The organism is Pseudomonas sp. MWU12-2037, from assembly GCF_023242345.1.
In the GTDB taxonomy this organism is placed as follows: Bacteria; Pseudomonadota; Gammaproteobacteria; order Pseudomonadales; family Pseudomonadaceae; genus Aquipseudomonas; species Aquipseudomonas gingeri_D.
On record NZ_JALLIZ010000005.1, the window covers coordinates 321,309 to 348,201 of the forward strand.

At 62.7% G+C, this 26,893-nt stretch carries 26 protein-coding genes; 12 read left to right on the forward strand and 14 right to left on the reverse strand.

The genetic code is table 11. From position 1 onward, the window contains the following. Positions 1-9 precede the first annotated feature (9 nt). On the forward strand, positions 10-1,452 hold the full coding sequence (locus tag M5B42_RS11845) for an outer membrane protein transport protein (RefSeq protein WP_248745928.1): 1,443 nt from the start codon (positions 10-12) through the stop codon (positions 1,450-1,452). On the opposite strand, the gene M5B42_RS11850 is transcribed toward M5B42_RS11845, so the two are convergent. Next, positions 1,453-1,653 (reverse strand): hypothetical protein, encoded by a 201-nt coding sequence (locus M5B42_RS11850; RefSeq protein ID WP_248745929.1) that lies wholly within the window; start codon positions 1,651-1,653, stop codon positions 1,453-1,455. Between the two features lie 23 nt (positions 1,654-1,676). Between M5B42_RS11850 and M5B42_RS11855 the strand changes: the two genes are divergently transcribed. Continuing rightward, a complete protein-coding gene (locus M5B42_RS11855) occupies positions 1,677-2,591 on the forward strand; it encodes a LysR family transcriptional regulator (protein WP_103495146.1) in 915 nt (304 codons plus the stop codon). A 16-nt stretch (positions 2,592-2,607) separates the two neighbouring features. Here the strand turns inward: M5B42_RS11855 and M5B42_RS11860 are convergent, their stop codons facing one another. The 3 genes from M5B42_RS11860 to M5B42_RS11870 form a co-directional block, all read right to left on the reverse strand. Further along, on the reverse strand, positions 2,608-3,381 hold the full coding sequence (locus M5B42_RS11860; protein WP_248745930.1) for a substrate-binding domain-containing protein: 774 nt from the start codon (positions 3,379-3,381) through the stop codon (positions 2,608-2,610). A gap of 200 nt (positions 3,382-3,581) precedes the next feature. Further along, a complete protein-coding gene (locus tag M5B42_RS11865) occupies positions 3,582-4,880 on the reverse strand; it encodes an MFS transporter (protein WP_103495148.1) in 1,299 nt (432 codons plus the stop codon). 206 nt (positions 4,881-5,086) lie between these two features. Next, the gene (locus M5B42_RS11870) at positions 5,087-5,965 is read right to left on the reverse strand and encodes a LysR family transcriptional regulator (protein WP_248745931.1); all 879 of its coding nucleotides are present in this window, start codon (positions 5,963-5,965) and stop codon (positions 5,087-5,089) included. 244 nt (positions 5,966-6,209) lie between these two features. Here M5B42_RS11870 and M5B42_RS11875 point away from each other — a divergent pair, with 244 nt between their 5' ends. The 3 genes from M5B42_RS11875 to M5B42_RS11885 all read left to right on the forward strand — a co-directional run bounded on the left by M5B42_RS11875 (position 6,210) and on the right by M5B42_RS11885 (position 9,225). Beyond that, positions 6,210-7,523, forward strand: a complete 1,314-nt coding sequence (locus M5B42_RS11875; RefSeq protein ID WP_248745932.1) for an MFS transporter — start codon at positions 6,210-6,212, stop codon at positions 7,521-7,523. 162 nt (positions 7,524-7,685) lie between these two features. Further along, positions 7,686-8,240, forward strand: a complete 555-nt coding sequence (gene phnN, locus M5B42_RS11880) for a phosphonate metabolism protein/1,5-bisphosphokinase (PRPP-forming) PhnN (RefSeq protein ID WP_248745933.1) — start codon at positions 7,686-7,688, stop codon at positions 8,238-8,240. Positions 8,241-8,493: 253 nt separating this feature from the next. Then, on the forward strand, positions 8,494-9,225 hold the full coding sequence (locus M5B42_RS11885) for a hypothetical protein (RefSeq protein WP_248745934.1): 732 nt from the start codon (positions 8,494-8,496) through the stop codon (positions 9,223-9,225). Here the strand turns inward: M5B42_RS11885 and M5B42_RS11890 are convergent. Then, positions 9,222-10,139, reverse strand: coding sequence for a LysR substrate-binding domain-containing protein (locus M5B42_RS11890; RefSeq protein ID WP_248745935.1), 918 nt, complete (start codon positions 10,137-10,139; stop codon positions 9,222-9,224). The genes M5B42_RS11885 and M5B42_RS11890 overlap by 4 nt on opposite strands. A gap of 143 nt (positions 10,140-10,282) precedes the next feature. Between M5B42_RS11890 and M5B42_RS11895 the strand changes: the two genes are divergently transcribed. Together M5B42_RS11895 and M5B42_RS11900 are read left to right on the forward strand one after the other, a co-directional pair. Further along, on the forward strand, positions 10,283-11,293 hold the full coding sequence (locus M5B42_RS11895; RefSeq protein ID WP_103495154.1) for an aldo/keto reductase: 1,011 nt from the start codon (positions 10,283-10,285) through the stop codon (positions 11,291-11,293). An 89-nt stretch (positions 11,294-11,382) separates the two neighbouring features. Next, a complete protein-coding gene (locus M5B42_RS11900; RefSeq protein WP_248745936.1) occupies positions 11,383-11,799 on the forward strand; it encodes an SRPBCC family protein in 417 nt (138 codons plus the stop codon). A 22-nt stretch (positions 11,800-11,821) separates the two neighbouring features. On the opposite strand, the gene M5B42_RS11905 is transcribed toward M5B42_RS11900, so the two are convergent. Both M5B42_RS11905 and M5B42_RS11910 read right to left on the reverse strand, forming a co-directional pair. After that, positions 11,822-13,216: a HAMP domain-containing sensor histidine kinase gene (locus M5B42_RS11905; RefSeq protein WP_177099064.1), complete on the reverse strand. Its 1,395-nt coding sequence runs from the start codon at positions 13,214-13,216 to the stop codon at positions 11,822-11,824. Beyond that, positions 13,194-13,877: a response regulator transcription factor gene (locus M5B42_RS11910; protein WP_100943330.1), complete on the reverse strand. Its 684-nt coding sequence runs from the start codon at positions 13,875-13,877 to the stop codon at positions 13,194-13,196. Before M5B42_RS11910 ends, M5B42_RS11905 begins: the two co-directional genes overlap by 23 nt. A 317-nt stretch (positions 13,878-14,194) precedes the next feature. Here M5B42_RS11910 and M5B42_RS11915 point away from each other — a divergent pair, with 317 nt between their 5' ends. Next, entirely contained in the window at positions 14,195-15,814 is a 1,620-nt protein-coding gene (locus M5B42_RS11915; protein ID WP_248745937.1) for a glucan biosynthesis protein D, read from the forward strand. Positions 15,815-15,981: 167 nt separating this feature from the next. Here the strand turns inward: M5B42_RS11915 and msrA are convergent, their stop codons facing one another. From msrA to msrB, 3 genes are read right to left on the reverse strand one after another with little or no spacing between them, the layout of a single operon-like run. Next, positions 15,982-16,710, reverse strand: coding sequence for a peptide-methionine (S)-S-oxide reductase MsrA (gene msrA / locus M5B42_RS11920; RefSeq protein ID WP_248745938.1), 729 nt, complete (start codon positions 16,708-16,710; stop codon positions 15,982-15,984). A gap of 20 nt (positions 16,711-16,730) precedes the next feature. Next, positions 16,731-18,536: a cytochrome c biogenesis protein DipZ gene (locus M5B42_RS11925; RefSeq protein WP_177099061.1), complete on the reverse strand. Its 1,806-nt coding sequence runs from the start codon at positions 18,534-18,536 to the stop codon at positions 16,731-16,733. 27 nt (positions 18,537-18,563) lie between these two features. Then, positions 18,564-19,082: a peptide-methionine (R)-S-oxide reductase MsrB gene (gene msrB / locus M5B42_RS11930; RefSeq protein ID WP_103495162.1), complete on the reverse strand. Its 519-nt coding sequence runs from the start codon at positions 19,080-19,082 to the stop codon at positions 18,564-18,566. Positions 19,083-19,241: 159 nt separating this feature from the next. Here msrB and M5B42_RS11935 point away from each other — a divergent pair, with 159 nt between their 5' ends. Further along, positions 19,242-19,958: a response regulator transcription factor gene (locus tag M5B42_RS11935; protein WP_177099060.1), complete on the forward strand. Its 717-nt coding sequence runs from the start codon at positions 19,242-19,244 to the stop codon at positions 19,956-19,958. After that, positions 19,955-21,415: a HAMP domain-containing sensor histidine kinase gene (locus M5B42_RS11940; RefSeq protein WP_152739734.1), complete on the forward strand. Its 1,461-nt coding sequence runs from the start codon at positions 19,955-19,957 to the stop codon at positions 21,413-21,415. The genes M5B42_RS11935 and M5B42_RS11940 overlap by 4 nt, the downstream gene beginning before the upstream one ends. A 3-nt stretch (positions 21,416-21,418) precedes the next feature. Here M5B42_RS11940 and M5B42_RS11945 read toward each other — a convergent pair whose 3' ends face one another. Then, positions 21,419-22,006: a TetR family transcriptional regulator gene (locus tag M5B42_RS11945; protein ID WP_248745939.1), complete on the reverse strand. Its 588-nt coding sequence runs from the start codon at positions 22,004-22,006 to the stop codon at positions 21,419-21,421. 132 nt (positions 22,007-22,138) lie between these two features. Beyond that, positions 22,139-22,726, reverse strand: coding sequence for an NAD(P)H-dependent oxidoreductase (locus M5B42_RS11950; protein ID WP_152739736.1), 588 nt, complete (start codon positions 22,724-22,726; stop codon positions 22,139-22,141). A gap of 107 nt (positions 22,727-22,833) precedes the next feature. Between M5B42_RS11950 and M5B42_RS11955 the strand changes: the two genes are divergently transcribed. Next, positions 22,834-23,739 carry a LysR family transcriptional regulator gene (locus M5B42_RS11955; RefSeq protein ID WP_248745940.1) on the forward strand — a complete coding sequence of 302 codons (906 nt, stop codon included), beginning with the start codon at positions 22,834-22,836 and terminating at the stop codon, positions 23,737-23,739. On the opposite strand, the gene M5B42_RS11960 is transcribed toward M5B42_RS11955, so the two are convergent. Further along, positions 23,684-24,607 (reverse strand): LysR substrate-binding domain-containing protein, encoded by a 924-nt coding sequence (locus tag M5B42_RS11960; RefSeq protein ID WP_152739737.1) that lies wholly within the window; start codon positions 24,605-24,607, stop codon positions 23,684-23,686. The genes M5B42_RS11955 and M5B42_RS11960 overlap by 56 nt on opposite strands. A 94-nt stretch (positions 24,608-24,701) precedes the next feature. On the opposite strand from M5B42_RS11960, the gene M5B42_RS11965 reads away from it, so the two are divergent. Continuing rightward, on the forward strand, positions 24,702-25,583 hold the full coding sequence (locus M5B42_RS11965) for an EamA family transporter (RefSeq protein WP_248745941.1): 882 nt from the start codon (positions 24,702-24,704) through the stop codon (positions 25,581-25,583). Between the two features lie 11 nt (positions 25,584-25,594). Here the strand turns inward: M5B42_RS11965 and M5B42_RS11970 are convergent, their stop codons facing one another. After that, a complete protein-coding gene (locus tag M5B42_RS11970; RefSeq protein ID WP_218222701.1) occupies positions 25,595-26,725 on the reverse strand; it encodes a patatin-like phospholipase family protein in 1,131 nt (376 codons plus the stop codon). Positions 26,726-26,893 lie beyond the last annotated feature (168 nt).

Below are 26,893 nucleotides of genomic sequence, written 5' to 3' on the forward strand. Positions count from 1 at the left end.
GAGTGGGGCATGAATAATAAGAAACAACAATTGCACGTCGCTATCGCACTGGCTGTTCTGGGCGGTTTGGTGACGGCAGGGCCTGTTCAGGCCGGTGGTTTTTCGACACCCACCTACGGTGCACCGGGCTGGGGGCGTGCTTTCGGTGGTGGCTCGCTGTTCAAGAACGACCCGAGTGCCGCCTACAACAACCCCGCGGCCATGGCGTTCATTGATCAGAGTGTTGGACAGTTCACGGTCGATTATGCGCGTATCAAACTGAAGTATACGGGGACCGCCACCGACTATCAGGGCAATCCTGCCTCGCAGACCCCCGTGGACGCCAATGGCATTCCCGGCGACCCTGTGCCCCTGACCGGCGATGGTGGTCAAGGCGGTTTTACGGCCTGGGTTCCAACCGGGTTCCTGGTCATACCGATCAATGATCGTTTTGCTTTTGGCCTCAGCCAGGTGGTTCCCCTGGGGATGCGCAGTACCTGGGATGAAGACTGGAAAGGTCGTGACTTTGCCGTGGATACCAAGATCGAGACCGTGGGACTTACGGGCTCGCTGTCGTTCAAGGTCAACGATGCCTTTTCCGTGGGCGGCGGTGTCATCGTGCAACACACCAATGGGTTCGTCAGCCAGAACCTCAACCTGACTGGCGCGGCAGCCTTGTCCCCGGGGCTGGGGGGCATACCCTTCCCATCGGGCGTCGGCTCGAACCTGATGCGCGTCAAGGTGGACAACACCTCGGTCGGCTGGTTTACCGGGATAGTCTGGAAGCCGACCGATCGGGACTCTCTCGGACTGAATTACCACGCCAAGATCAAGAACAAGCTGGAAGGTAAATACAATATCTACGCCGATGCGCTCGGTAGGCAGTACACCACTCAGCCGCTGGGGCCCAACGGCGAGACGCTGGTAGGACTGGCCTATCCCGGACTCAGTCTCAATCCGGACGGTGCCAACGCCAGTACCCAGTTGGATATCCCCGCCACGGCCGGCCTGGATTGGGTGCATGTGTTCAATGATCGTTTCACCCTGGGTGTCAGTGCAACCTGGACCCAATGGTCGTCTTTCCAGGATCTGACGCTGAAGTCCAATGGCAATCTTATCGTCTCGATTCCCTATAACTACAAGGACACCATGATGTACTCGGTGGGCGGTGACTATCGGTTCACTGATCGCCTGACCCTGCGCGCCGGTGTGGCCTTCGACGAGACTCCGACCCGCGATTCGACCCGTGATCCGCGGATCCCGGACAACAACCGCTGGTTCACGTCCCTGGGCTTTGGCTATGAGGTCAAGGAAATACCCGGGTTGAGCGTCGATGGGGCCTATTCACACCAATTTGTGAAAGATGCTCCGATCAATACCCAGAACGTGGATCGCCTGGGTGGCTCGACCCTGAATGGCAAGGTGGAAGCTTCGGGCGATGTGGTCAGTCTGTCGACGACCTACAAGTTCTGATCAGAAGTTGCGGCGGCCGTGACCGATCAAATGGCTTGAAAACACCGCGTAACTGTAGGAGCGAGGCTTGCCCGCGAAGCTTTTGGCGTCCTTGAAGACGCCATCGCCGGCAAGCCGGCTCCTGCTCGATTGCGACGAATAACGCGCATTCAAACTCAGCTCATGCATCGAACCGGCAGACTCATGCGTTAAACTGATCAATCAGTTTCCGACGAGTAAGCCCGGTGGCCATCAACTTCGATTTGAACGACTTGCAGGCCTTCCGCGCCGTGGTCGAGCAGGGCAGTTTTCGCAAGGCGGCCCAGGCCATCAATATTTCCCAGCCGGCGTTGAGCCGACGTGTCGATAAACTCGAGGAAGCCCTCGGTGTCCGGCTATTCGAACGCACCACCCGGCGGGTCAGCCTGACCCAGGTGGGCCGGGCGTTCGCGCCGACCGTGGAGCGCTTGCTGGACGATCTCGACCTGGCACTGCTGGGCATAACCGACGTGGCCTCGACCCGGCTCGGGCATGTCACTGTGGCGTGTGTGCCGTCGGCGGCCTATTACTTCATGCCCAAGGTGGTGGCTCACTATCACCGGCAATATCCGAAGATCAAGGTCAAGGTGCTCGACTCCAGTGCCAATGACGTGCATGCCGCCGTACTCAGTGGCGAAGCGGATTTCGGCTTGAGTTTCACCGGCAACCTGCAGGCGGAAATCGAATTCGAGTTATTGGTCGAGGAGCGTTATGTCGTGGCCTGTCGCCGCGATCATCCGCTGGCCGGGCGGGCCAGCGTGACCTGGACCGAGCTGTACCAGCAGGACTACATCAGCCTCGACAAGACCTCGGGCAATCGCTTCCTGCTCGACCAGGCGCTGGTGGGGATCGAGGCGCAGAAGCCTGGGGTCTGTGAAACCCGGCATGTCACCACCATGATCGGTCTGGTGGAGGCCGGATTGGGCATCGCGGCGGTGCCGACCATGGCGATGCCGGTGGGCGACGAGCATCCGATTCTCACCAGTGTGCCGTTGGTCGAGCCGGAGGTGATGCGCAAGGTCGGCTTGCTCAAGCGCCGGGGACGGGTGCTGACCCCGGCGGCGCGGGAGCTGGAGCGGCTGATTGTCGAGATGAAACTGCCGCATACCAGCGGATCCTGAGCAAGCCGGATCGTGATCAATGAAGAACGGAATCCAGCCCGGTGGCCTTCACGGTGGCTTGGGCGGCCGGAGCGGCGAGGTATTCAAGCAGGGCCTTGGCCTGTGCCGGATGCTCGGCCCCCACCGGGATCCCGGCGGCAAAACGTGTCACCGACTGCACTGATTCCGGGATCTTGCCGACATAGGTCACCCCTGGCACCGGCAGCAGTTCGCTGACCTGCTGGAAGCCCAGTTGAAAGTCACCGGTTGCCACCACCGAGGCCACCGGGATCTTCGGCACCATGGTTGCCTTGGGCTTGAGCTGCGTTTCGATGCCCAGGCGCTTGAACAACTGATCCTGGATATACACGCCGCTGGCACTGTCGGAGTAGGCCACGGACTTGGCCTTGAGCAGCGTGTCTTTCAGTTCGGCTTCGGTGCCGATGGCCGGTTTGGCACTGCCTGCGCGTACCACCAGGCCGATCCGCGAATCAGCCAGCTCGACCCGCGAGCCGGGCAGGACCTTGCCTTGCTTGATCAACTCGTCGAGGGCGTAGCCGACCATGATCACTACATCGGCCTTTTCACCGCGTTCCAGCCGGTTGGGAATGGCTTCCGGGGCCTTGCCCATGGACGGGCCGAGAACGGTATCTAGGGTGTTGCCGCTGGCGGCGGCGAATTTCGGGCCGAGGAGCTTGTAGGCGGCGGTGAAGCCGCCGGAGGTCATCACACGGATTTCCTCGGCCTGGGCCGTCAGGCTGGCCAGGGCCAGGCTGCCGAGCAGGGCGAGCTTGAGAAACACTGCTTTCATCGGGATTCTCTTATTGGTATCGAATGGGCGAGGTTGGGTTCAGGACCCATGGGGTTGTGGTGCCTGTTCTGCCGCCTTCGCGGGCAAGCCCTGCTCCTACAGGTTCTCGGTCGACCAAAAGACTCTGGTTCGACACGGACATTGTAGGAGCAGGGCTTGCCCGCGAAGAGGCCCTTGAGGTCACCCCAAAAACACCAGGCTTACACCGCCGGCTGGAACTGCACCCTGGCCTTGCGATAGAGAAACAGCGTCGCGCACAGGGCACAGAGCGCGGCAAAGCTCATCCAGTAGCCCGGCGAGGCCTTGTCCCCGGTGTACTGGATCAGCGCGGTGGAGATCGCCGGAGTGAAACCGCCGAACACCGCGGTTGCCAGGCTGTAGGCCAGGGAGAAACCGGCCACCCGGACTTCCACCGGCATGATCTCGGTCAGGGCCGCAACCATCGCGCCGTTGTACATCCCGTAGAGGAACGAGAACCACAGCAGTACCAGCAACATGCTGGTGAACGTCGGCGCCTGGACCAGCAGCGACAGCGCCGGATAGGCCGTGGCCAGGGTCAGGCCGGACATGGTCAGCAGTACCGGACGACGGCCGATACGGTCGGAGAGGGCGCCGCCCAGGGGCAGCCAGCAGAAGTTTGAAACACCCACCAGCAAGGTCACCAACAGGCTGTCGGCGGTGCTCAGGTGCAGCACGGTCTTGCCGAAGGTCGGCGCATACACGGTGATCAGGTAGAAGGCGGTGGTGGTCAGCGCGACCATCAGCATCCCGGCAACCACGATGACCCAGTTCTGCGCCAGGGTGTTGAACACCTCGCGCATGCCCGGACGGTGCTTGCGCTTGGCGAATTCCTCGGTTTCCGCCAGGTTGCGACGCAGCAGGAAGATAAACGGCACGATCATGCAACCGACCAGGAACGGGATGCGCCAGCCCCAATCGGCGACCACGCTGGCCGACATCCACTGGTTCAACCCGTAGCCCAGGGCAGCGGCGATCACCACGGCGACCTGCTGGCTGCAGGACTGCCAGGCGGTGAAGAAACCCTTGCGCCCCGGCGTGGCGATTTCCGACAGATAGACCGAGACCCCGCCCAGCTCGGCACCGGCGGAGAAGCCCTGGAGCAGACGACCGATCAGGACCAGGGCCGGGGCCAGCAGGCCGATGCTTTCGTAGCCGGGCACCAGCACGATCAGGATGGTGCCGCTGGCCATGATCGACAGGGTGACGATCAGGCCTTTGCGCCGACCGACGTCATCGATATAGGCGCCGAGGATCACCGCGCCGAGCGGGCGCATCAGGAAGCCGGCGCCGAACACGGCGAAGGTCATCATCAGCGAGGCGAACTCACTGCTGGCGGGGAAGAAGGCGGCGGCGATATAGGTGGCGTAGAAGCCGAACAGGAAGAAGTCGAACTGTTCGAGGAAGTTGCCCGAGGTAACGCGAAATACCGCGCCCGCCTTGGCACGGGCGGAACTGGCGGTCGGTGTTGTGGCGTGCATCGTGAAAGGTCTCCAGCATTTTTATGGCCTGCATCGCAGTGCAGATTTTTATTGGCCGGGATACTGGAGCAGCGCTATAGATTTGATAAGTGCATTTTTAGAATGGATTGATGCGTCCAGCGAATTAATACTAGATGTTTCCATGTGCCGCATGGCCAACAATGTGGCGAGCGGGCTCGGCTTGAGGTCTTCTTTGTGAGGTCGTCCTAGGCAAACCGCCTGACCATGAACTCGATAAAACTGCTCAACTTCGGCGTCATCTGCTTGTCCGGCAGATAGACCAGATGCAGCGGTCGATCCAGGGTCTCATGATCCGGCAACAGGTGTACCAGGCGCCCGTCCTTCAGGGCGTCTTCCACCAGCGTATGGGGTAGCAGGACAATGCCGATGCCTTCCATCGCGGCGTTCATCAACGCCGTGCCGTTGTTGGCCGAGAACTGTCCCTGCACCCGGACGCTTTCGCTGCTCACACCGTGGAACAACCAGTCACGTTGCGGTGTGGCCCGCAGGAATACCAGGCAGTTATGCTGCGCCAGATCCGCCGGCACCCGCGGTGTACCGTGGGCCTTCAAATACGCCGGCGAGGCGCAGGCAATGCGCCGGTTCTTGCTCAGCAGACGTCCCACCAGGCCGCTGCTGGGCAGTTCGCCGTAACGGAACACCAGGTCGAAACCGTCCTCCACCAGGTCCACCACCCGATCGTTGAACTTCAACTCGATATCCACTTCCGGGTAGGCCTTGAGGTAGGCGGCAATGGCCGGGATCAACCGGTCCGAGGCCAGGGTCGGCGACGCACTGACGCGCAATCGGCCGCGGGGATGGGCGCGCTGTTCCCGGGCAATCAATTCGGCCTGTTCGATCTGCCCAAGGATGGCCAGGCACTGGGTGTAATAACCCTGGCCGATCTCGGTCAGGCTCTGGCGGCGGGTGGTGCGATGCAGCAGGCGCGTGCCCAGGTGCTTCTCCAGGCCCTGGACATGGTTGCCGACCATGGTCGAGGAAATCCCGATGGACTGCGCCGCGGCGCTGAAGCTGCCGTGATCGACCACCTTGACGAAGACCTTCATGCTTGCCAGAACGTCCATTGCCAACCTTTTATTGGGAGTGATCCAAGAAAGTCCTAGTTTATCAAGTGAGGGTAGGGGATCACCATGGGCGCAGACGCCGCCTGAACCCGCGCTCGATATCGTACAGCCACGGTTCAGCAAAACGTCGTCATCGGTATTTGGCAAAAAGCTATGATCCGCTCTGTACAGCGGGTTTCGGGGGTGTGCGATCAGCGGGTTATCGGGAATTTTCAGGCCGCGTTTATCGCGTCAGGTCAGTGGCATGTTGGCGATCCTGATCTCCATCGCCCTGGCCTCGCTGGACACCGCCATCGCCAATACGGCGCTGCCGGCCATCGCCACCAGCCTGCACACCACACCGGCGGCATCGGTGTGGATCATCAACGCCTACCAGCTGTCGGCGGTGGCGACCATCCTGGCCTTCGCCTCGTTCGGCGGCGTGATCGGCCATCGCAAGATCTACCTGTTCGGCCTGGTGTTGTTCACGCTGTCGTCGGCACTCTGTGCGATGTCGAGCACCTTGACCGAGTTGACCCTGGCCCGGGTCCTCCAGGGCGTGGGGGCGAGTGCGATCATGAGCGTCAACGCGGCGCTGATCTTCAGCCTGTTCCCACCGGAAAAACTCGGCAAGGGCATGGGCCTCAATGCCCTGGTGGTGGGCATGTCGTTCGCCGCCGGGCCGACCGTGGCTTCGTTGATCCTGTCCGTGGCCACCTGGCCCTGGCTGTTCGGGGTGAATATTCCGATTGGCCTGATCGCCCTGGCCATGGCCATTCCGTCGTTGCCCCATACACCGCCCAACGGCCAGCGCTTTGCCTGGGGCACGGCCGGCCTGAGTGTCGTGACCTTCGGTTCGCTGATTTATGCGCTGGGGGAGGGCGCGCAGTTTGCTGGCACCCTGCCGATCTGCCTGGCGTTGCTGGTCTGTGTCTGTGCCGGTGGCCTGATGCTGCGCCGCGAGGCCGGGCATCCGGCGCCTATGTTTCCGATCGATCTGCTCAAGCGCCCGATGTTTGCGCTGTCGGCCCTGACCGCCGTTTGCTCCTTCGCCACCCAGGGCCTGGCCTTTGTCTCGCTGCCGTTTTTCTTCGAGACGGTGTTGGGCCGTGATCCGGTGCAGACCGGCTACCTGATGACACCCTGGTCGGTGGTGGTGGCCTTGATCGCGCCGTTTGCCGGACGCCTGTCGGATCGTTACCCGCCGGGCTTGCTCGGCGGTATCGGCCTGGGGGTGCTGTCGCTGGGCATGTTGTCCCTGGCGATGTTGCCGGCGGATCCGAGCGCCCTGGAGATCGGCGTGCGCATGGTGATCTGCGGCCTGGGCTTCGGCTTCTTCCAGTCGCCGAACCAGAAGGCCCTGATGACCAGCGCACCCCGTGAGCGCAGCAGCGGTGCCAGCGGAATGATCGCCACCGCGCGCTTGCTCGGCCAATCCACGGGGGCTGCGCTGGTAGCCCTGAGTTTCGGTTTGTCGAGCCACTCCGGGCCGATCCTGGCATTGTATATCGGTGCCGGCTTTGCCGCCGTGGCTTGCCTGGCGAGCTTCTCCCGACTGGCGGCGCGCAACCCGGCTTGAGGCAACTGCATTCGCCCGGCCCAGGCCGGGCGTTGCGGCTTGTCGAGCGGCCATGAACCCGTGCACCTTGTCCCCCCGTCCGTCCTCGAACACCTTTGCGGCCAGTGCCATGATCGCCGCGAGTGTTGTACTGTGCGCGCGACAATGTGTGAGGGACTGTGGATGGCCGGCCGATTGATCTATCTCATCGGGCCTTCGGGCTCGGGCAAGGACAGTTTGCTCGATGCCGCCCGCGAACCCCTGGCCGCGCGTGGCTGCCGGATTGCCCGGCGGGTCATCACCCGTTCGGCCGAGGCGCTGGGGGAGGCGGCGCAATCGGTCAGCACCGAGCAATTCGCGACGATGCAGGCCCAGGGGGCCTTTGCCATGAGCTGGCAGGCCAACGGCCTGTGTTACGGCATCCCGCGGCTGGTCGACGATTGGCTGGCCGCCGGCCTGGATGTGCTGGTCAACGGTTCGCGGGGCTATCTGCCCCAGGCCCGCGGGCGTTATCCGGACTTACAGGTGATCCTGCTTACCGTGGACCAGGCGGTCCTGCGTGAACGGCTGCTGGCGCGGGGGCGGGAGAGCTTGCCGCAGATCGAGGCGCGCCTGGCGCGCAATGCCGAATTCACCGCCTCGCTGCTGGCGGCGGACGATCCTTCGCTGAACTTGCTGGATAACTCCGGCCCTCTTTGCCAAAGCCTGGAGACCTTGTTCAGACTGCTCGGGAAATAGTTGGTTTTTGCAAAAGTGCGCAGGATATATAGGACCTTTCTTATTGCCTTTTGCGTTTTTAAATAAACGGAAAATTCAGGTAATACATTGGCCTTTTTTTACCTCGTTGAATGGTATTCGGGACTGATATTTTGATTAAAAAACCCGGATCTTTAAACACGAGAGGTAGGCCGATATGGGTGTGGAGCAGGATAATTTTGCCGCGAGCTTGAAAGAACTTTCCCAATACAGTTTCAAGGTGGATAGCCTGATCATGGACACTGCCCTCGCATTGTCCGGATTGGTCCCCCATGGTGCGGGGGCCACCGTGGCGCCGCTGGTGGGGTCCTACAAAATGGGGCAAGCGTCTTCGGCCCTGGTGGATAATCCCTATTTCACGGTGAACGGTGTCTCGCGGCGTTCGCCCAAGACCAAGCACCTGTTACACCATCGTAAAGTGCGTAATTACGTGCAGTCTTTTACCGGGACGGCGGCATCACTCGGAAGCACGGTCTTGCCGCTCAACCCTTATGCGCTGATTCGCGATGGTAGTTCCGCCGGGGCTTCAATCGTGCACTTGTATCGTTTTGCTGAAATGGCCAGGAACTGTCGACAAAGTAGAACCCTAAGCCAGTGGTTTGAACTGTTGAAACTCATGAAAAGCCACAAGTTGTTCAATCGCGGCGTCGGGTTCAGCCTGGCGGCCATTCCCGGCGGGGTATCCCTGGCCGTCAGCATCCCGATCAAACTCGGTCTGCTGGTTAAAAACACCGGCGTGCTGGCCCAGGAGTCGGCGCTGTGCAAGGTCATTGCGATGGAGTTGCATTGGCGCGCCTATCAGGAACAGAGCCTGTTGAAAGGCAGTGGCAGTGGGCCGGCAACCGCCATCGTCCGTGAACTCATGACCCGGCGTGGCGTGATGGGCGGCTTTTCGCACAACTACCAGGCATTGATCCAGGAGCCGGCCGGCTGGAATGCCTTCGCCGCCAAGATCATGGACATCTAGTCCGCCGCCGGCAGGTCGGCCTGGATCGCGTCCCGCACCAGCACTTCCCTGAAAGTCGCCACCAGCGGTCGCAGGTTGATCCGATGCCAGGCCGCCCACAAGGGCGTGGTGTAGATCATCCAGGGTAATTCCCGCAGCACCACGCCCTGGGGGGCGTTGTGTCGCAGGCTCTGCTGGATCATGGTCAAGCCCAGTCCCGCCGCCACCAGGCCCAGCGCCGTCAGCGGTTCATTGGCTTGCAGCCGGACATTGGGGTTGAACCCGGCCTTGATACAGGCCTGGACGAAATCGTCCTGTTTGCCGGTGCGCTGGGGATGCTGCACGGCAATCCATTCCTGCTCCAGAAAGTCCGCCGGACTCAACTCGCTCAGTTGTGCCAGCGGATGCCGTTCGGGCAGGGCCAGGAGCATGGGGTCGTTGAGCACGCGGGCGCTGTTCAGGTCCGGGTCATCTGCCGCCGGCGGCTCGCTGACCAGGGCGATATCGAGGCTGCGCTGGCGCAAGCCTTCCAGTTGCTGCGCCGAATTCAGGCTGTAGAGCGCGATATGCACATCCGGCCGCTCGACACGCAAGCTGCGCAGGGCCTGGGGCAGCACGCCCGAATGCATGGCGTTCTCGATGTAGCCGATGCACAGGCCGCCTTCTTCACCACGACCCAGTCGCCGCCCGAGGGACTCCAGCCGGTTGGCATGGGTCAGGAAGGCCCGGGTCTCGGCGAGAAAGGTCTGGCCGTCGGCGGTCAGGCGGATGCGTTGCAGGCTGCGTTCGAACAGGGTCAGGCCCAGGCGCTCCTCCAACTGGGCGATCTGCCGGCTCAGGGGGGATTGGGAAATATGCAGGCGCTCGGCGGCACGCCCGACGTGCTCTTCTTCGGCGACCGCCACGAAATAGCGCAGCTGGCGTAGATCAATCATATCAGACCTTCTAGGACTCAAGTTGAGTAAATTATGTCTTGGACGGTCAAAAGTCTGCAACCTAGTATTGATCCCGACAGCGAGATCCGCGTCACCCCAGTGGGTGAGGCGGACTCATCATTTCCATTCAAGGGATCATTACGATGAGCATCAGAGACAAACTGCAGGGCACCATGGGTTTCGGCACCGCCCCGCTGGGCAACATGTTCCGCGCCATTCCCGAGGAAGAGGCCATGGCCACCGTCGATGCGGTCTGGGACCAGGGCGTACGCTACTTCGACACGGCGCCGTTCTATGGCTCGGGGCTTGCGGAAATCCGCCTGGGCGAGGCCCTGGCCAAGCACCCGCGGGATCAATACGTGCTCAGCACCAAGGTCGGCCGGCTGGTGCTGGATGAAGTGGAAGACGTCACCGCCCGTGACCTGGGCGAAAAGGCCGGGGTCTTCGAGCATGGCCGTCCGAACAAGATGGTCAACGACTACTCGGCCGACGCTACGCTGCGCTCCATCGAGGGCAGCCTCGAACGCCTGAAGACTGACCGTCTGGACATCGTCTGGGTGCACGATATTGCCCAGGACTTCTACGGCGACGAATGGCTGGAGTATTTCAACCAGGCGCGCAAAGGCGCGTTCCGGGTGCTCAGCCGCCTGCGCGATGAGGGTGTGATCAAGGCGTGGGGCCTGGGGGTGAACAAGGTCGAACCGTGCGAGCTGACCCTGCAACTGGACGAAGCGCAGCCCGACGGCTTCCTGCTGGCCGGGCGTTACACCCTGCTGGATCACGAGCGCGCCCTGCAACGCTTGATGCCCGAGGCGCTGGCCCAGCAAGTCGATATCGTTGTCGGTGGTCCTTACAGTTCAGGAGTGCTGGCCGGCGGCACGCATTTCGAATATCAACCGGCATCGTCACAAATCATGGCTAAAGTTGAACGGATAAAGACCATCGCGCAACGCTTCGGGGTGAGCCTCAAGGCGGCGGCCTTGCAGTTCTCCCTGGCCAACCCGGCCGTGGCGGCGGTGATTCCCGGCGCCAGCCGGCCAGGGCGGATCGCCGAAGATGTGGCGGCCTTGCGCGAGCAGATTCCGCAGGCGTTCTGGCAGGCGTTGCGTGATGAAGGGCTGGTGGCGGGCAATGCGCCGTTGCCGCTGGTCTGAAACAAAAAAACGGTCCGGTAATGTCGTTGGCGTCAGAGTCTCCAGCGTCGGGATCGGACCGGCTACCCACTTATTCCTGGAGATTATTCATGGCCGCAACATCCGTCACCCTCGAAATCGGTGCGCCACCGGAGCAGGTCTGGCAACTGATGGGTGGGTTCGACTCCCTGCCTGACTGGCTGCCGTTCATTCGTCAAAGCCGCCTCAGCGAAGGCGGGCGTGTGCGCAGCTTGCACACGGCGGACGGCGTGCGGATCGTCGAACGCCTGGAAGCGTTCGACAATCGCGCCCGGCGCTACAGTTATTCCTTTATCGAGCAGCCCTTCCCGGTGGCCGACTACCTGGCCACGATGCAGGTCCGCGAAGGCAATGATCCGTACACCTCGATCGTCGAGTGGGCGGGGATCTTCACGCCGACGGGCGTCAGCGAAGAGGAAGCGGTGGAGCTGTTCCACGGGATCTATGCCGACGGCCTCGCGGCCTTGAAGGCCAATTTCCCGGACTGAACCCAAGGCTTGGCCCTTGGCTTCAGTCCACGGTGATCAGGCTGTCCCGGCAATTGAGGATCAAGCGCGCGCCGGCCTGTTCGCTGCTGTCGATGTCGAGGGTGAAGCCGTGCAGGTTGACGATGGCGGCGACAATCGACAGGCCGAGGCCGAAGCCGCCGTGCTGGGCGCCTTCGTCGCAGCGATAGAACCGCTGGAACACCGCTTCGCGCTCGGCCACCGGGATACCGGGGCCGGAGTCGAGGACTTCGATGCGGGTACTGCCCGCATCAAAGCTCGCCTTCAATACCACTTCACCGCCCGGTGGAGTGAACTTGATCGAATTACTCAGCAGGTTGGCCAGGGCTTCGAACAACAAGGCCCGGTCGCCAGTGATCGCCGGCAGTGTCTCGGGCACTTCGAGGCGCAGGTGGATCTCCGCTTCCTCGGCCAGCGGCAGGTAGAAATCATGCAGCTCGTGCAGCAACGGCAAGGGATCCAGCACCAGGAAACCGGAGCGCCGTTGATGGTCTTCCAGCTCGGAAATACGCAACAAACCGCGAAAGCGCGCCATCAAGGTATCGGTCTCGGCAATCACCCCATCCAGTTGCAAGGACTCGGGCGAACCGTCGACGGTCTGTTGCTGGATCCGGTACAACTGGGCGCGCAAACGGGTCAACGGGGTGCGCAGGTCATGGGCGATGTTGTCGCAGACGCCCTTGACCTCGTGCATCAGCTTCTCGATCCGGTCGAGCATGGCATTGACGATCGCCGCCAGCATATCCAGCTCGTCGCGGCGGTTCGACAGCGGCAGGCGATGGCCCAGGTCGCCGGCGATGATCGACTCGGCGCTGGCCTGGATCGCCCGTATCCGCCGGATCGGTCGGCGACGCAGCAGGTGCCAGCCGGCAACGCCGGGCAGGATGGTCAGTGATACCGCCCAGAACAGGGCATGGAGAATAATCCGGGTCACGCCGAACAACGAGCCGTTGTCGCGTACCAGCACCAGCCAGCGTCCGTCGTGGGTCTGGGTGGCCACCGCGTCGCAACTGTCCTGGGGCAGGTTGGGGTCGTCGGAGTCGATGCAGTCCGCCAGCTCATGGATCCTGCCGTCCAGGGGCAACTCGGCGGGGATTTCCTGGATCGGCCCGCTCAGGTGCAGTTTCTGCTCATTGAACAGGCCGTAGGCGTCGACCCCGCGCATGTCGAAGGTCATGCTGGTGGTCAGCGCTTCCATCAGCGGTTGGCCCTGGAAGCGCGAAAACAGGTGCTGGCGTTGCATCAACGAGTGGCGGGCGAGGGTACTCAGGTAACCGGAAACTTCGTAGTACAGCACCCCCATCAGGCTGCAGCTCCACGCCACGAACAGGAAGCTGTAGAGCGCCAGCAGCCTGCTGGTGGAGGAGCGCCAACCTCTAGAGGGGTTCGGCAATGACATAACCCGAGCCTCGCACGGTACGGATCAGCGGTGCCAGGCCCTGACTGTCGATTTTCTTGCGCAGGCGACCGATATGGACGTCGATCAGGTTGGTGCCGGGGTCGAAGTGATAACCCCAGACTTCCTCGAAAATCATCATTCGCGAGAGGATCTGCCCGGTATTGCGCATCAGGAATTCCAGCAGCTTGTATTCGGTGGGCAGCAAGCTTAACAGTTGATCGGCCCGGGAGGCTTCGCGGGTCATCAGATTGAGCTCGAGATCGGCCACCCGCAACGAGGTTTCGAATTCCCGTGCCGGGCTCTTGCGTCGCAGCAGCACTTCGACCCGAGCGGCCATTTCGTCGGAGGCGAAGGGCTTGGTCAGGTAATCGTCGCCGCCGGCGCGCAGGCCGCGTACGCGTTCGTCGACATCGGAGAGGGCGCTGATCATCAGGATCGGCGTGGCCACCCCGATGGTTCGCAGCGTGGTGACGATGGCCAGGCCATCGAGCTCCGGCAGCATGCGATCCAGGGTAATCAGGTCATAGTCACCGCTGACGGCGCGAACCAGGCCTTCACGGCCATTGTCGACCCAGTCGACTTCAAGCCCGTGGCTGCTCAGTTCTGCCACTATTTCCTTGGCGGTTACAGCATCATCTTCGATGGTCAGGATGCGGGTCATGGGTTGCCTCGACGGACCTTCAAAACAAGTGGGCAAGTGTGCCAAGAAGCGCATGAAAACATTCTGAACAAATCTTCATGCGCCTCGGGCAGCCATTAACAAGGTGCCTCGGGTCTATCAGAGAGGCTGGAAACATATAGCCACACCTTGGCTGAATAAAGGCTGTCAGTAAGTTTTCTGTAGGATGTTGCGAACCGTCACCGGGATTTGTTATCTGTTACCTGTAGCCGCATTCGTTCGCAGTCTTGAACGAGCGCTTCTTTTGATCCGGCGCCCAAGGGTTCCGGATGTCCGGCAGCTCCTGTACAGGTCTTTTTATGCACCGCCGCAATCTTCTGAAAGCTTCCCTGGCCCTGGCGGCCTATACCGGCCTGTCGGCCAGCGGTCTGTTCGCGGCCCGGGCGCTTGCCGCCACCGCGGATGGCGAGATAGAACACTTCGACTTCGAGACACTGCAGGTCCACGCGAAAAAACTCGCCGCGAAGGACTATGTCAGCACCCGCCAGGTGTTGCCGCAGTCCCTGGCGGACATGACCCCGCAGCAGTTCAACGCCATTCAGTACGATGCCCGGCACTCGCTGTGGAACGAGCTCAAGGGCCAGTTGGACATGCAATTCTTCCATGTCGGCATGGGGTTCAAGCAGCCGGTGCGCATGTACAGCGTCGACCCGCAGACGCGCCAGGCCCGCGAGGTGCATTTCCGCCCGGCATTGTTCAACTATGCCCGCAGCGGCATCGACCCGTCGCGCCTCAAGGGCGACCTGGGATTCTCCGGCTTCAAGCTGTTCAAGGCCCCGGAAATCGACCAGCACGACATCGTCTCGTTCCTCGGCGCCAGCTACTTCCGGGCGGTGGACAAGACCGGGCAATACGGCTTGTCGGCGCGGGGGCTGGCGATCGATACCTATGGGAAGAAGCGTGAGGAGTTTCCCGACTTCACCCATTTCTGGTTCGAAACCCCGGACAAGGACAGCACCCGCTTCGTGGTCTATGCCTTGCTCGATTCGCCGAGTGCCACCGGCGCCTATCGCTTCGATATCGATTGCCAGGCCGAGCAGGTGGTGATGGCGGTCGATGCCCATATCAATGCGCGTACCGCCATTGAGCAGTTGGGCATCGCGCCGATGACCAGCATGTTCAGTTGCGGCACCCATGAGCGGCGGATGTGCGACACCCTTCACCCGCAGATCCATGACTCTGACCGCCTGGCCATGTGGCGCGGTAATGGCGAATGGATCTGCCGGCCGCTGAACAACCCGGCGACCTTGCAGTTCAATGCCTTCGTCGACAAGGACCCGAAGGGCTTCGGCCTGGTGCAGACCGACCATGAATTCGCCAGCTACCAGGACACCGTGGACTGGTACAGCCGGCGTCCGAGCCTGTGGGTCGAGCCGACCACGGCCTGGGGCGAGGGCTCCGTCGACTTGCTGGAAATCCCCACCACGGGCGAGACCCTGGACAATATCGTGGCGTTCTGGACGCCCAAGGAACCGGTGGCGGCGGGGGCTTCGCTGAATTACGGCTACAAGCTGTATTGGAGTGCGATGCCGCCGGTGGGCACGCCGTTGGCACGGGTGCACGCGACCCGTTCGGGCATGGGCGGCTTTGTCGAAGGCTGGGCGCCGGGTGAGCATAACCCCGAGGTCTGGGCCCGGCGCTTTGCCGTGGACTTTACCGGTGGAGGGTTGGAGCGTCTGTCCCTGGGGGCCGAGATCGAGCCGGTGGTGACGACGTCCTGCGGTCAGGTGAAGGATATCGATGTCCTCAAACTGGACGAAATCAACGGTTATCGGGTGACGTTCGACTGGTACCCGAGCGACGATCGGGTCGACCCGGTGGAACTGCGGCTGTTTATTCGCACCCGTGACCGCACCTTGAGCGAAACCTGGCTGTACCAGTATTTCCCGCCGGCTGCGGACAAGCGGCGCTATACCTGATAAGGAGGTTTGAAGCCCGAACGCGGTCCCTGTAGGAGCTGGCTTGCCAGCGATGAGGCCCTTGAGCCTTGCAGCGCCCATCCGGACGCCATCGCCGGCAAGCCGACTCCTACAGGTGCCGTGGTGTTTTCAATATCTCATTACGGGCATTGGGATTGCCGCAGCCATCAGTTGACGTTCGGCACCAACACCGGATCCTCCCGATACAGCTGCGGTTCCATACGCTTGAGGTTTTCCACCTTCGGCAAATCATTGATGGCGATATACGGCGCGTTTGGGTGCAGTGTCAGGTAGTTCTGGTGATAACCTTCGGCCGGATAGAAGACCTTGCCGTCCTCGATCCGGGTGACGATTGCCGCCGGAAACGCCTTGGCGGCATCCAACTGGGCGATATAGGCCTTGGCGATGGTTTCCTGTTCGGCATTCATCGGGAAAATCGCCGAGCGGTACTGCGTACCGCTGTCCGGCCCCTGACGGTTGAGCTCCGTCGGGTTATGGGCCACCGAGAAAAACACCTGCAGCAGTTGCCCATAAGTGACCTTGCTCGGGTCATAGGTCACCTGCACCGACTCGGCGTGTCCGGTCGAACCTTCTCCCACCGATTCGTACTGGGCGGTATTCGCCGCGCCGCCGGTATAACCCGACACCGCATTCTCGACCCCCCGCACATGCTGGAACACCCCCTGGACGCCCCAGAAACAGCCGCCGGCAAACACCGCCGTGGCCTTGCCGCTGGCGCCGGCCGCTTGATCCAGCGCCGGCGGGGCGATCTGCACCGCATCTTCCGCCGACCAGGCCAGGCGCTGGAATATCAGCACCGACAGGGACAGGGTAGCGATCCCGGCGAGTATCAGCAGCGGAGACCTGGTTTTTTGTTGCAGGATTGGCTTGCTCATGGTGTTTATCCTTGTGGCGATCAACCGAAGGTAAAGGCGTAGGCTTGTACGCCGGGATCGAGAAATTCGATGGAGAAGGTGTGTTCGCTGACGTCCCCGGCCTGGCGGACCAGTTGGTACAGACGCTGCTCGGTCACCTTGCCTTCGCCGTTGGCGTCGGTATCGGTGCCGTGGTTGGCGCCGGGCATGGCGCCGTCGATACGCACCTTGAAGCGCACCGGCTTGCCATCCGACGCCGGGCCCAGCACCAGGTGCAGGTCACGGGCGTGGAAGCGATAGACCACCTGGCCCGGGGCCTGGTTGAGCGTCACTTGTTCGGCATGGGCGGTCCATTGACCGTCCAGGCCCCACTGGTTCAAGGCCGGTTGCTTCGGTGCGACGTAGTTTTTCTGATGGTCGGCCACCTGGTCGCCCGGCGAGGCGAAGTTCTCGGCGCGGTCATAACCCAGGTAGGTTTCCGGCGATTTCACTTCGGCTTCGTCGGCGGCCTGCATCACGCCCTGGGCCTGGGCACTGACCATGCCGCCGGAGACGTTCTGGTGGCCGGCTTCTTTCAGCAACTGCTGGATCACCTGTTCGGAACCTTCGTAGTCGCCTTCGCCGAAGTGGTGATAACGCACACGACCCTGGGCATCGACGAAGTAGTGGGCTGGCCAGTACTGGTTGTTGAAACCGCGCCAGATGGCATAGTTGTTGTCGATGGCCACCGGGTACTGGATGCCCAGCTTGCCGACGGCCTGGCGGACGTTGTCGATATCGCGTTCGAAAGCGAACTCCGGTGCATGCACGCCGATCACCACCAGGCCCTGGTCGTGGTACTTCTGCGCCCAGGCGTTGACGTAGGGCAGGCTGCGCAGGCAGTTGATGCAGGAGTAGGTCCAGAAGTCGATCAGTACCACCTTGCCCTTGAGCTCGGCGGCGCTCAGCGGTGCAGAGTTGAGCCACTGCACGGCACCCGAGAGGTCCGGCAGGGTGCCTTCCACCGGCAGCGCACGTTCCGCGCCACCGGTCTTGGCCGCCATCGCCATCATGCTGCCAGACGGCTGGCCGGCGTCACTGTTGACCGCCGCCATCATGGCGCCACCCTGTTCCGGGGCTTTCTTCGGCGTCAGGTTGTCGAGCAGCTTCTGTTCGAGGCCCGAGGTGGCGACCGTGGACACCCGGGTCAGGATGCCGGTGTCCAGGCCCAGGGCAATGGCGACCACGCCGATCAGCATGGCCGCACCCAGGCCGCGACGCAGCCATTGGCCGGTGCCGAGGTTGCGCTTCATCGCGCTGAACAGCTTGCCACCGATCAGCAGCGCGCCGGCCAGGGAGGTCGCGGCACCGGCGGCGTAGGCCAGCAGCAACAGGGTGGTGCCGATGTTCGCGCCCTGCAGGGCGGCACCGGTGAGGATCAGCCCGAGGATCGGCCCGGCGCAGGGCGCCCACAGCAGGCCGGTGGCGATGCCGAGTACAAAGGACGAGCGCGCGCTGGGCGAGCCATCGTGGCTTTGCGCCGAGCGCGACAGCCGGTCACCGGCCGCCACCAAGGGTTGGGTCAGGCGTTCGGCCAGGTGCGGGAACAGCAGGGTAATGGCAAAAAACGCCATCAGCGCCATGGCCAGCCAACGGCCGTACTGGTTGGCCTGCACCACCCAGCCACCGCCGACCGCCGCCAGGGTCGCGACCAGGGCGAAGGTCAGGGCCATGCCACAGAGCAAGGGCAGGCCGCTGCGCCGGAACGGCTCGCCGGAGCGGGCGAAGACGAACGGCAGCACCGGCAGGATGCAGGGGCTGAGGATGGTCAGAAGACCGCCGAGGTAGGCCAGGATAAGCAGGAACATGATGGAATCCTTGTCGAAACGTGGGAATCAGGCCGCGCCGGGGGCGAAGGTCATGGCGACACCGTTCATGCAGTAACGCAGGCCGGTGGGCTGCGGTCCGTCGGGGAAGACATGGCCCAGGTGGCCGCCGCAACGGTGGCAATGCACTTCGGTCCGGGAGACGCCGAAGGAGGTGTCGCGGCGAGTGGCCACGGCGCTTTCCAGCGGTGCGGTGAAACTTGGCCAGCCGGTGCGGCTGTCATATTTGGCGGCCGACGAAAACAGCGCCAGGCTGCAGCCGGCACAGGCGAACACGCCGGCGCGGTGCTCCTCATTGAGGGCGCTGCTGTACGGCCGCTCGGTACCTTCATGGCGCAGCACTTCGTATTGCTCATCGCTGAGCATCGATTTCCACTCGGCGTCGGTATGGCTGACTTCGAAGGTCTCGCCGGTGTCGGCCGAACGACTGCCGCTGCCGAAGGTGGCGCCGACGGCGCGCCAGTCGAACAAACCGGCGGCGAGGAGGGTGGCGGCACTGGAAACAAGAAAGCGTCTTCTGGAGGACATGGCGTCGCGTCCACGGTGATTGATCAGGCTTTCATTGTTGAGCGGCGGGGGTCGCCAAATCCTCCCGTAAACTTAACTTATTTGTGAACATTGCCTCTTGGCGATCCGGCACAATGATTCAGGCGTCGTTTTCGCCGATTACCAGCACAAAGGTTGCCCATGGATTCACCCAAACGCATTCTGATCGTCGAAGATGACCTGCACCTGGCGGACTTGCTGAGCCTGCACCTGCGGGACGAGGGGTATGAGGTCACCCACTGCGCCGACGGCAACCTGGGCCTGGCGCAATTGAGCAAGGGCTCCTGGGATGCGCTGATCCTCGACCTGATGCTGCCGGGCGTCGATGGCCTGGAAATCTGCCGGCAGGCGCGGGCCATGGCGCGCTACACCCCGATCATTATCACCAGTGCCCGTTCCAGCGAGATGCACCGGGTGCTCGGGCTGGAACTGGGCGCCGACGATTACCTGGCCAAGCCGTTCTCGATGCTGGAACTGGCGGCGCGGGTCAAGGCCTTGCTACGGCGGGTCGATGCCCTGGCCAAGAGCCTGAAAATCGAGGCCGGGACCCTGGAGCAGGGCGGCCTCAGCCTTGATCCGCTGAGCCGTGAAGCCCGGGTCGACGGCAAGTCCCTGGACCTGACCCCACGGGAATTCGACCTGCTGCATTTCTTTATGAAAAACCCCGGCACCGTGTATTCGCGCATGGACCTGTTGAACCAGGTCTGGGGTTACCAGCACGACGGCTATGAACACACGGTCAACACCCATATCAATCGCCTGCGGGCCAAGATCGAAGTCGACCCGGCGCAACCCGAGCGGATTCTCACGGTCTGGGGTCGCGGCTATCGTTTCTCGCCGGTGAGTCGCCCGTCATGAACCTGACCCTTTCCCAGCGCCTGTCCCTGGCTTTTTCCATCCTGCTGCTGGCCTGTTGCGGGGCCTCGGTGTGGTTGCAGGTGCGGGCCAGCGACATGCATGAAAAGGAAGTGGTCCAGGGACTGTCCCGGGACCTGGCCCAGAGCATTGCCCTGGACAATCGGCTGGTGGGCACCGAAGGCCTGACCATGGAGGGCGTGCGTGCGCTGTTCGGCCAGTTGATGAACGTCAACCCGAGCGTGGAAGTCTATCTGCTCTCACCCAGCGGCAAGATCACCGGCGATGCCGCGCCCCAAGGCCACCTGCGCCGCGATCACGTCGACCTGGCGCCGATCCGCCGCCTGCTCGACGGCCAGCCGCTGCCGATCCTCGGTGACGACCCGCGCAGCGATGACGGGCGCAAGGTGTTCAGCGCGGCGGCCTTGCGCGGTGGCGGCAAGGAACTGGGCTATCTGTACGTGGTCCTCCAGGGCGAAGAGCATGATCGCCTGGCGGCCCAGGTGTCGGCCAGTTCGGTGCTGCGCACCACCTTGTGGGCCATGAGCCTGGTGGCTCTGTTGGGGCTGATCGCCGGCCTGATCGCCTTCCGCCTGATCACCCGTCCGCTGCGCCGCCTGACCGAGACCATGCGTGATTTCGATACCGATGCCGCCCCGGCACAGTTGCCGGTGTTGTCCCGGGCCGGAGCCGGGCGTCGCGATGAAATCGAGGTGCTGGAAGCCAGCTTTGCCCAGATGGCCACGCGCATCGGCGAACAGTGGCGCAGCCTGACCCAGCTCGATCAGGACCGTCGCGAGCTGGTGGCGAATATTTCCCATGACTTGCGCACGCCCCTGGCGTCCTTGCACGGTTACCTGGAAACCCTGTCCCTCAAGGACGCGGTGCTGGCGCCGGATGAGCGTCGACGTTACCTGGGGATCGCCCTGGCCCAGAGCAGCAAGGTCGGGCAACTGGCCCAGGCGCTGTTTGAACTGGCGCGCCTGGAGCATGGCGCGGTGCGGCTGCAGGTCGAGGATTTTTCCCTCAGCGACCTGATCCAGGACGTGTTCCAGAAGTTCGAACTGATGGCCGAGACCCGCCAGTCGAAGCTGCTGGCGGTCTTGCCCCGTGGGGCGTCGATGGTCAGCGCGGACCTGGGGATGATCGAGCGGGTCCTGACCAACCTGATCGATAACGCCCTGCGCCATACCCCCGAAGGCGGCACCATCGAGGTGGCGCTGACCCATGGCCGCGGCAAGCTTCAGGTCACGGTCAGCGACACCGGTCCGGGGATTGCCCCGAGCTTGCTGGAAAACCTGTTCCGCCGGCCGTTCAACCAGGACGGCGACCGGCGTTCCGGCGGCCTGGGGTTGCTGATTGTGCGGCGCATCCTGCAATTGCACGACAGTCAGATTCGCTTGTTGTCGATTCCGGGCAAGGGCGCGGTGTTCTGTTTCGAACTGACGGCGGTGGGCTGATTTTCAGCTCGCTTCGGCCAGCAGGAAATCCCTGGCTGCTGTCAGGAACTCGTCCGATAGCGCCTGGCCCCGGGTCGAACGGGCCAGGGTCAGGGCGCCGACCAGCAGCGCCTGCTGCACCAGGGCTTTTTGCCGGACCTGCGGGTCGTCGGTACCCAGCAGTGAGGCGTAGGTGTCGAGCAGTGTCTCCAGGCCCTTGACGTAGTTGCGATGCAGCGCGGTCCCTGGGGCTTCATGGGTCAGGTCGCCGCAGAAGGCCGCCACCGGGCAGCCTTCGCCCGGCGTGTCGCGATGTTTCGTACTGAGGTAGTGCTCGACAATGGACTGGCGCGCCGCTTCGCCGTGGCCCAGGGTCTCGGCCTTCTGCCGCCAGCGCTCGGTCGACTGCTGGAAGCTGCGGCTGCAGGCCTCGGCGGCCAGGGCTTCCTTGGACTCGAAATGCCCATAGAAACCGCCATGGGTCAGGCCGGCGGCGCCCATCACCTCAACCAGGCTCAGACTTTTCAGACCGCGCTCACGAAACAGCCGCGCGGCGGCGTCGGTGATGCTTTCGCGATTGAGTTCGGCCTGTTTGCGCGAGACGCGGGGCATGGGGGGCTCCTGAAGGGATGCGGTGATTGGCTTAGCATCCTTCAGATTATAGATTGTTGTAAACATCTATCTGTTCTTTTCCATACCTTGGACGACTTCCTTGTCATGAGTGGCAGGTGGCATGAACAACGCTTATCGAGTGTTGAACACCTGCTCCAGATGCCGCTTGTAGCGCAGCTGGTCGTTCTCATGTCCGGGGTTTTTCACGACGTCGAAGCAGGCGAAGGTCGGCAGCGCTTGCAACCCGATCAACTGATGAGCCTTGTGGAACGGGAAGTAGACGGCATCGATATCCTTGCCTTCAAAAAAATCATCTTCGGCTTCAAAAGCGTGCCTGGGGGCGTTCCAGGTTGCCGAGATCATGTATTTGCGACCCTGCAGCAGCCCTCCGGAGCCATAACCAAGGGAGGGGGTTTCAGCGCTGCGCCCATCGCTGGCATAGAGCTGGCCATGGCCCACGGTGAAGACTTCGTCGATGTATTTCTTCAGTGTCCAGGGCGCGCCCATCCACCAGGCCGGCATCTGATAGATGATCGCATCGGCCCAGAGGAACTTGGCGACTTCTTCCTCCTCCCGGTAACCCTCTGTCAGGTGGGTGGAGCGGACCTCGTACCCGGAGCGGGTCAGCAGGCTGACCGCGGTGTCATGCAGGCTGCGGTTCAAGTCGCCTTTGGCAAAGGCATAAGGGGTGCCGGCGTTGATCACGAATATCTTGTCCATCACGATGCTCCAGTTGAGTAGGAGTAGACGATAGCGATGAACATCGACTGGAAAAATGGTTTGTAGATCCGTTTAGAATGGACTCTGGAGTCATTAATGGGATGGGTATGGACAGTCTGAGTGCAATCGGTGTGTTTGTGCAGGCCGCCGAGGCCCGCAGTTTCGTGGCGGCCGGACGCTTTCTGGGGATTTCAGCATCGGCGGTCAGCAAGAGCATGGCGCGGCTGGAGGAAAAGCTCGGCGTGCGCCTGTTTCATCGCAGCACCCGGAGCATCGCGCTAACGGGCGAAGGGATGCTGTATCTGGAGCGCTGCAAGCGGGTACTTGGGGAGTTGGATGCCGCTAACGCCGAGCTGTCGCAGCTGTCGTCAATGCCCCAGGGGCGGCTGCGTATCAGCCTGCCGATGATCGGCAAGCCCTTTCTGCCAGTCTTTACCCAGTTCCAGCGACGCTATCCGGATATCCAGCTCGACCTGGAGTTTACCGACCGGGTGGTGGACGTGATCGAGGAGGGGTTCGATGCGGTGATCCGGACCGGGGAACCCAAGGATTCCGGGCTCAGTGCCAGACCGTTGGGGGGCTTTCGGATGCTGGTCGCCGGTTCACCGGCCTATTTCTCCCGGCGCGGGGTTCCACTCACGCCTGCGGATCTGTGGGCCCATGCCTGCATTCATTTTCGTTACCCCCTGACCGGCAAGCTACAGAGCTGGATGCTGTCGGGGGCTGGAGAGGACGCCGAAGCGGGGTTGCCCTGTTCGATGGTCTGCAATGCCCAGGATGGTCGAACGGCTTTCGCGGTTGAGGGCCTGGGGCTGATTTACGTGGCGGATTTCCTGATTGCGCGGGAGCTGGAAAACGGTGAACTGATTACCGTGCTGGACAGCTTCACCCAGGAAACCGGTCAATTCAATGTACTGTGGCCCTCAGGTCGGCACGTGGTGCCCAAGCTGCGGGCGTTTATTGACTTTCTGCAAGAGCACCTGCCGTTTCCGAAGTCAGCGACCGGGGCATGATGATATTCAACTCTTCCCCGAGGAAGCTTTGCAGCGCCTGGACCGCGGCGGCCTGGACCGCCGGTACCCGGCGGACATAGAGGGCGAAATCGACGATGGGCGGCGCCGGCAGGCCATCGGCCGGGCCCAGTACACGCATGCTTTCGCTGCGGATATTGCCTTCCAGCAACACCGTGATGCCCAGGCCGGCCTCGACCGCCGACTGTACCGCCGGCAGGCTGGTGCTGCTGCAGACCACGCGCCAGGGGATGTTCGCCCGCTTGAGGATTTTCACCACCTGGCCATGCCACAGGCAGCCACCGCCAAAGGTCACCAGGGGCAGGCTCTGGGTGCTCAGGTCGGCGGGCAGGGCCAGGCCGCGAGCCCCGACCCAGAACAACGATTGGGTCCAGCAGGCCTGGGGCTGGGCAGTGATCGCCGAGGCGTCACCGATGATCACATCCAGGGTACCGTCCGCCAGCTTGGCGGACATGGCCACGCTGCTGTCGATCACGATTTCCAGGGAAATGTGTGGATAGGCTGAGGAGAAGCGCCGTAGCGCCCGGGGCAGGCTGCCCACCGCAATGTCTTCGAGCAGACCCAGGCGCACGGTGCCGGCGATCTGGCTGGCGGACAAGGCCCGTCGGGCATCGGTCCCGGCGCCAAGAATGCTGTGGGCGTAAGGCAATAGCAGGTGGCCGGCCTCGGTCAGGCGCAGGCCCCGTGGCGAGCGGTCGAACAGGCGGCGTTCGAGGTCTTCCTCCAGCCGCCGCAACTGCATGCTGACCGCGGCCTGGGTGCGTGCCAGGCGCCGGGCGGCCGTGCCCACCGCACCGGTTTCGGCGACGGTGACGAAGGTTCGCAACAGACTGCTGTCGAGATCGCGCATTATCAATATTCGTGAAGTCTGGATAAGAAATATCAGCTTATTTGAAGTCTCTGCGACTGGCTAGGATGGCTCGACATTCACAGGAGACTTCAGCATGCAGGAAAATGCCACCGGACTACCGCTCTCCGATACCGGCAGGACACACCGCCGCGCGCTGTTATGGGCGGCCATGCTCTGCGTGCTGTCGATGCTCTTTGTCCAGTTCGGCGCGGCGCTGTCGTCGCCGACCATGGAGACTTATGGCACCTTCAGTACCACCTGGCTGCGCCTGTGCTGGGCGGCGGCGGTTCTTGCGCTGCTGGTGCGGCCGCGCCTGCATCGGTTTTCGCTGTCACGCTGGCTGGCCGCCGGGAGTCTTGGCCTGGCGATGGCGGTGATGACCACCTGTTTCTTCGCGGCGATCCAGCGCATTCCACTGGGGCTGGCGATCGCCATCGAGTTTCTCGGTCCATTGCTGGTGGCCAGCCTCGGGGTACGTAGCTGGCGAGCGTTGATCTGGCCTTTGCTGGCGGTAACCGGGGTGTTGCTGCTGGCACGTAATGAGGAGGGCTGGATCGGCGAGCCACTGGGTGTGTTGCTGGCGTTCGGTTCGGCGGCGGGTTGGGCGGCTTATATCCTGATGATGAAAAAGGTCGGTCGGCTGTTCCAGGGCTTTGAAGGGTTGTCGGTATCGCTGCTGGCCGCTGCCCTGATTGCCACGCCCCTGGGGCTTTGGCAAAGCGGCGGCCATCCGCCGCTGTTGCAGATCGCCAACTGCGCGGGCTTGGCCTTGTTCGTACCGCTGCTGCCTTATGGCCTGGAGATGGTTGCGTTGCGGCGGATGCCGGCGTCTTCGTTCGGCATCCTGATGAGCGCCGAACCGGCAGTGGGCGCCCTGGCCGGTTATGTGGTGCTGGCCCAGCCGATGATCCCGATGCAGTTTGTCGGCACCGCCCTGGTGATCAGTGCCAGCCTGGGCGTGCTGGCGCTGCCCTGACTGTTGCGGCCTTACGAGAGCACGAGGAGCTCCGCTGTTTTCGAGGCCACGGGCAATAGCGGGTACTCCCGGTCGGTCGCTTGCGCCACGGCATAGCCATGTCGGGCGATCCGCTCGAACACCTCGGGCTTGAGGCGATTCAGGGTGGTGGGGAAACCCGCGGCAAAGGCCGCATCGCTGCCTTTGAACGAGTCGATCAGGGAGCTGGCGATACTCAGGTAACCGCCGCGTCCCGGGGCTTTCTTCAGGTATTCGACAAAGGTCCGGCTGCGCAACGCCCGGGTCTGGTCGGACATGATGTCCGCCAGGCGCTTGAGTCGCCAGGGGCTCAGCACCCCGGCGTCAAACCCCGGCTTCAGCGGTGCGCCCGCGTCCGAGAGAATGATCGGGTATTCGTAGCGCTTGGTCTGTCCGGTAGCTGCGTCGAAAAAAGGTTCCAGGCCGAGGTTGTCATAGACGCCGCCGTCGTAGAGCCGCAGCTTCTTGAACGGCAAACGCATCTCGACGGCGCTGTTGAGTGGGGCTTCCCATTCGCGCTGCATCCATTTGAAACGGCGGGTCTTGAGCGACAGCGGGCCGATGCCACCGGGGAACGCCGCCGACACCGCCAGGGCCTGGGCCAGGGGGAAGCCGGCGGTGCTGGCGTAACCGATGGAGTAGTCACCCATATTGCTGCGCTTGAAGCGAAAGCGCTTGCCGTTTTCCGCCGTGGTGCCGTTGATCGACCAGTCGGGTTTGGCGGCGATCTCCGGCAGCAGGGCGGTCACTCCCCATTCCTTTTGCAGGGCCAGGGCCAGCAGGTTGGCCCGGGACAGCAGGAAGCGCCAATTCAGCGGGTTGCACAATTGGCGCAAGGCGCTCCAGAGCAGGCTGCGTGAGCACAGCCTGGCTTGCAGGGCGGGGTAGATATGTTGCAGGAAGGTCGCGGAGTCGGGCCACTGGCCGTGGTTTTCGTGAAGCATCAGGCCCACCAGCAGACTACCGCCGGACACCGTGGAAATCTGCGTGACCCGTTCCAGGGCCTGTTGTTCGGCGAGGTATCTGAGCACGCCGAGGTGAAACACCATGGCTCGAACGCCACCGCCGGAGAGCGCAAGGGCAAAATCTGAACGCGGGTCGATCGAGACTGCAGGAGACTCCATGTTTCCTCTCTGGTGGGGGGGGCGTAGGCAATGGTTCTTCGATGTTAGTGCGTTCTCGGGGTGCGGCATAGAGCCCCGATGCCATATCAGTCAGGTAAGCGGCGTGGGCTTGTAGGCGCTTGGCTGGTCAGCGAATCTTTTAGCGATCTTGAGGGCCTATTCGCGGGC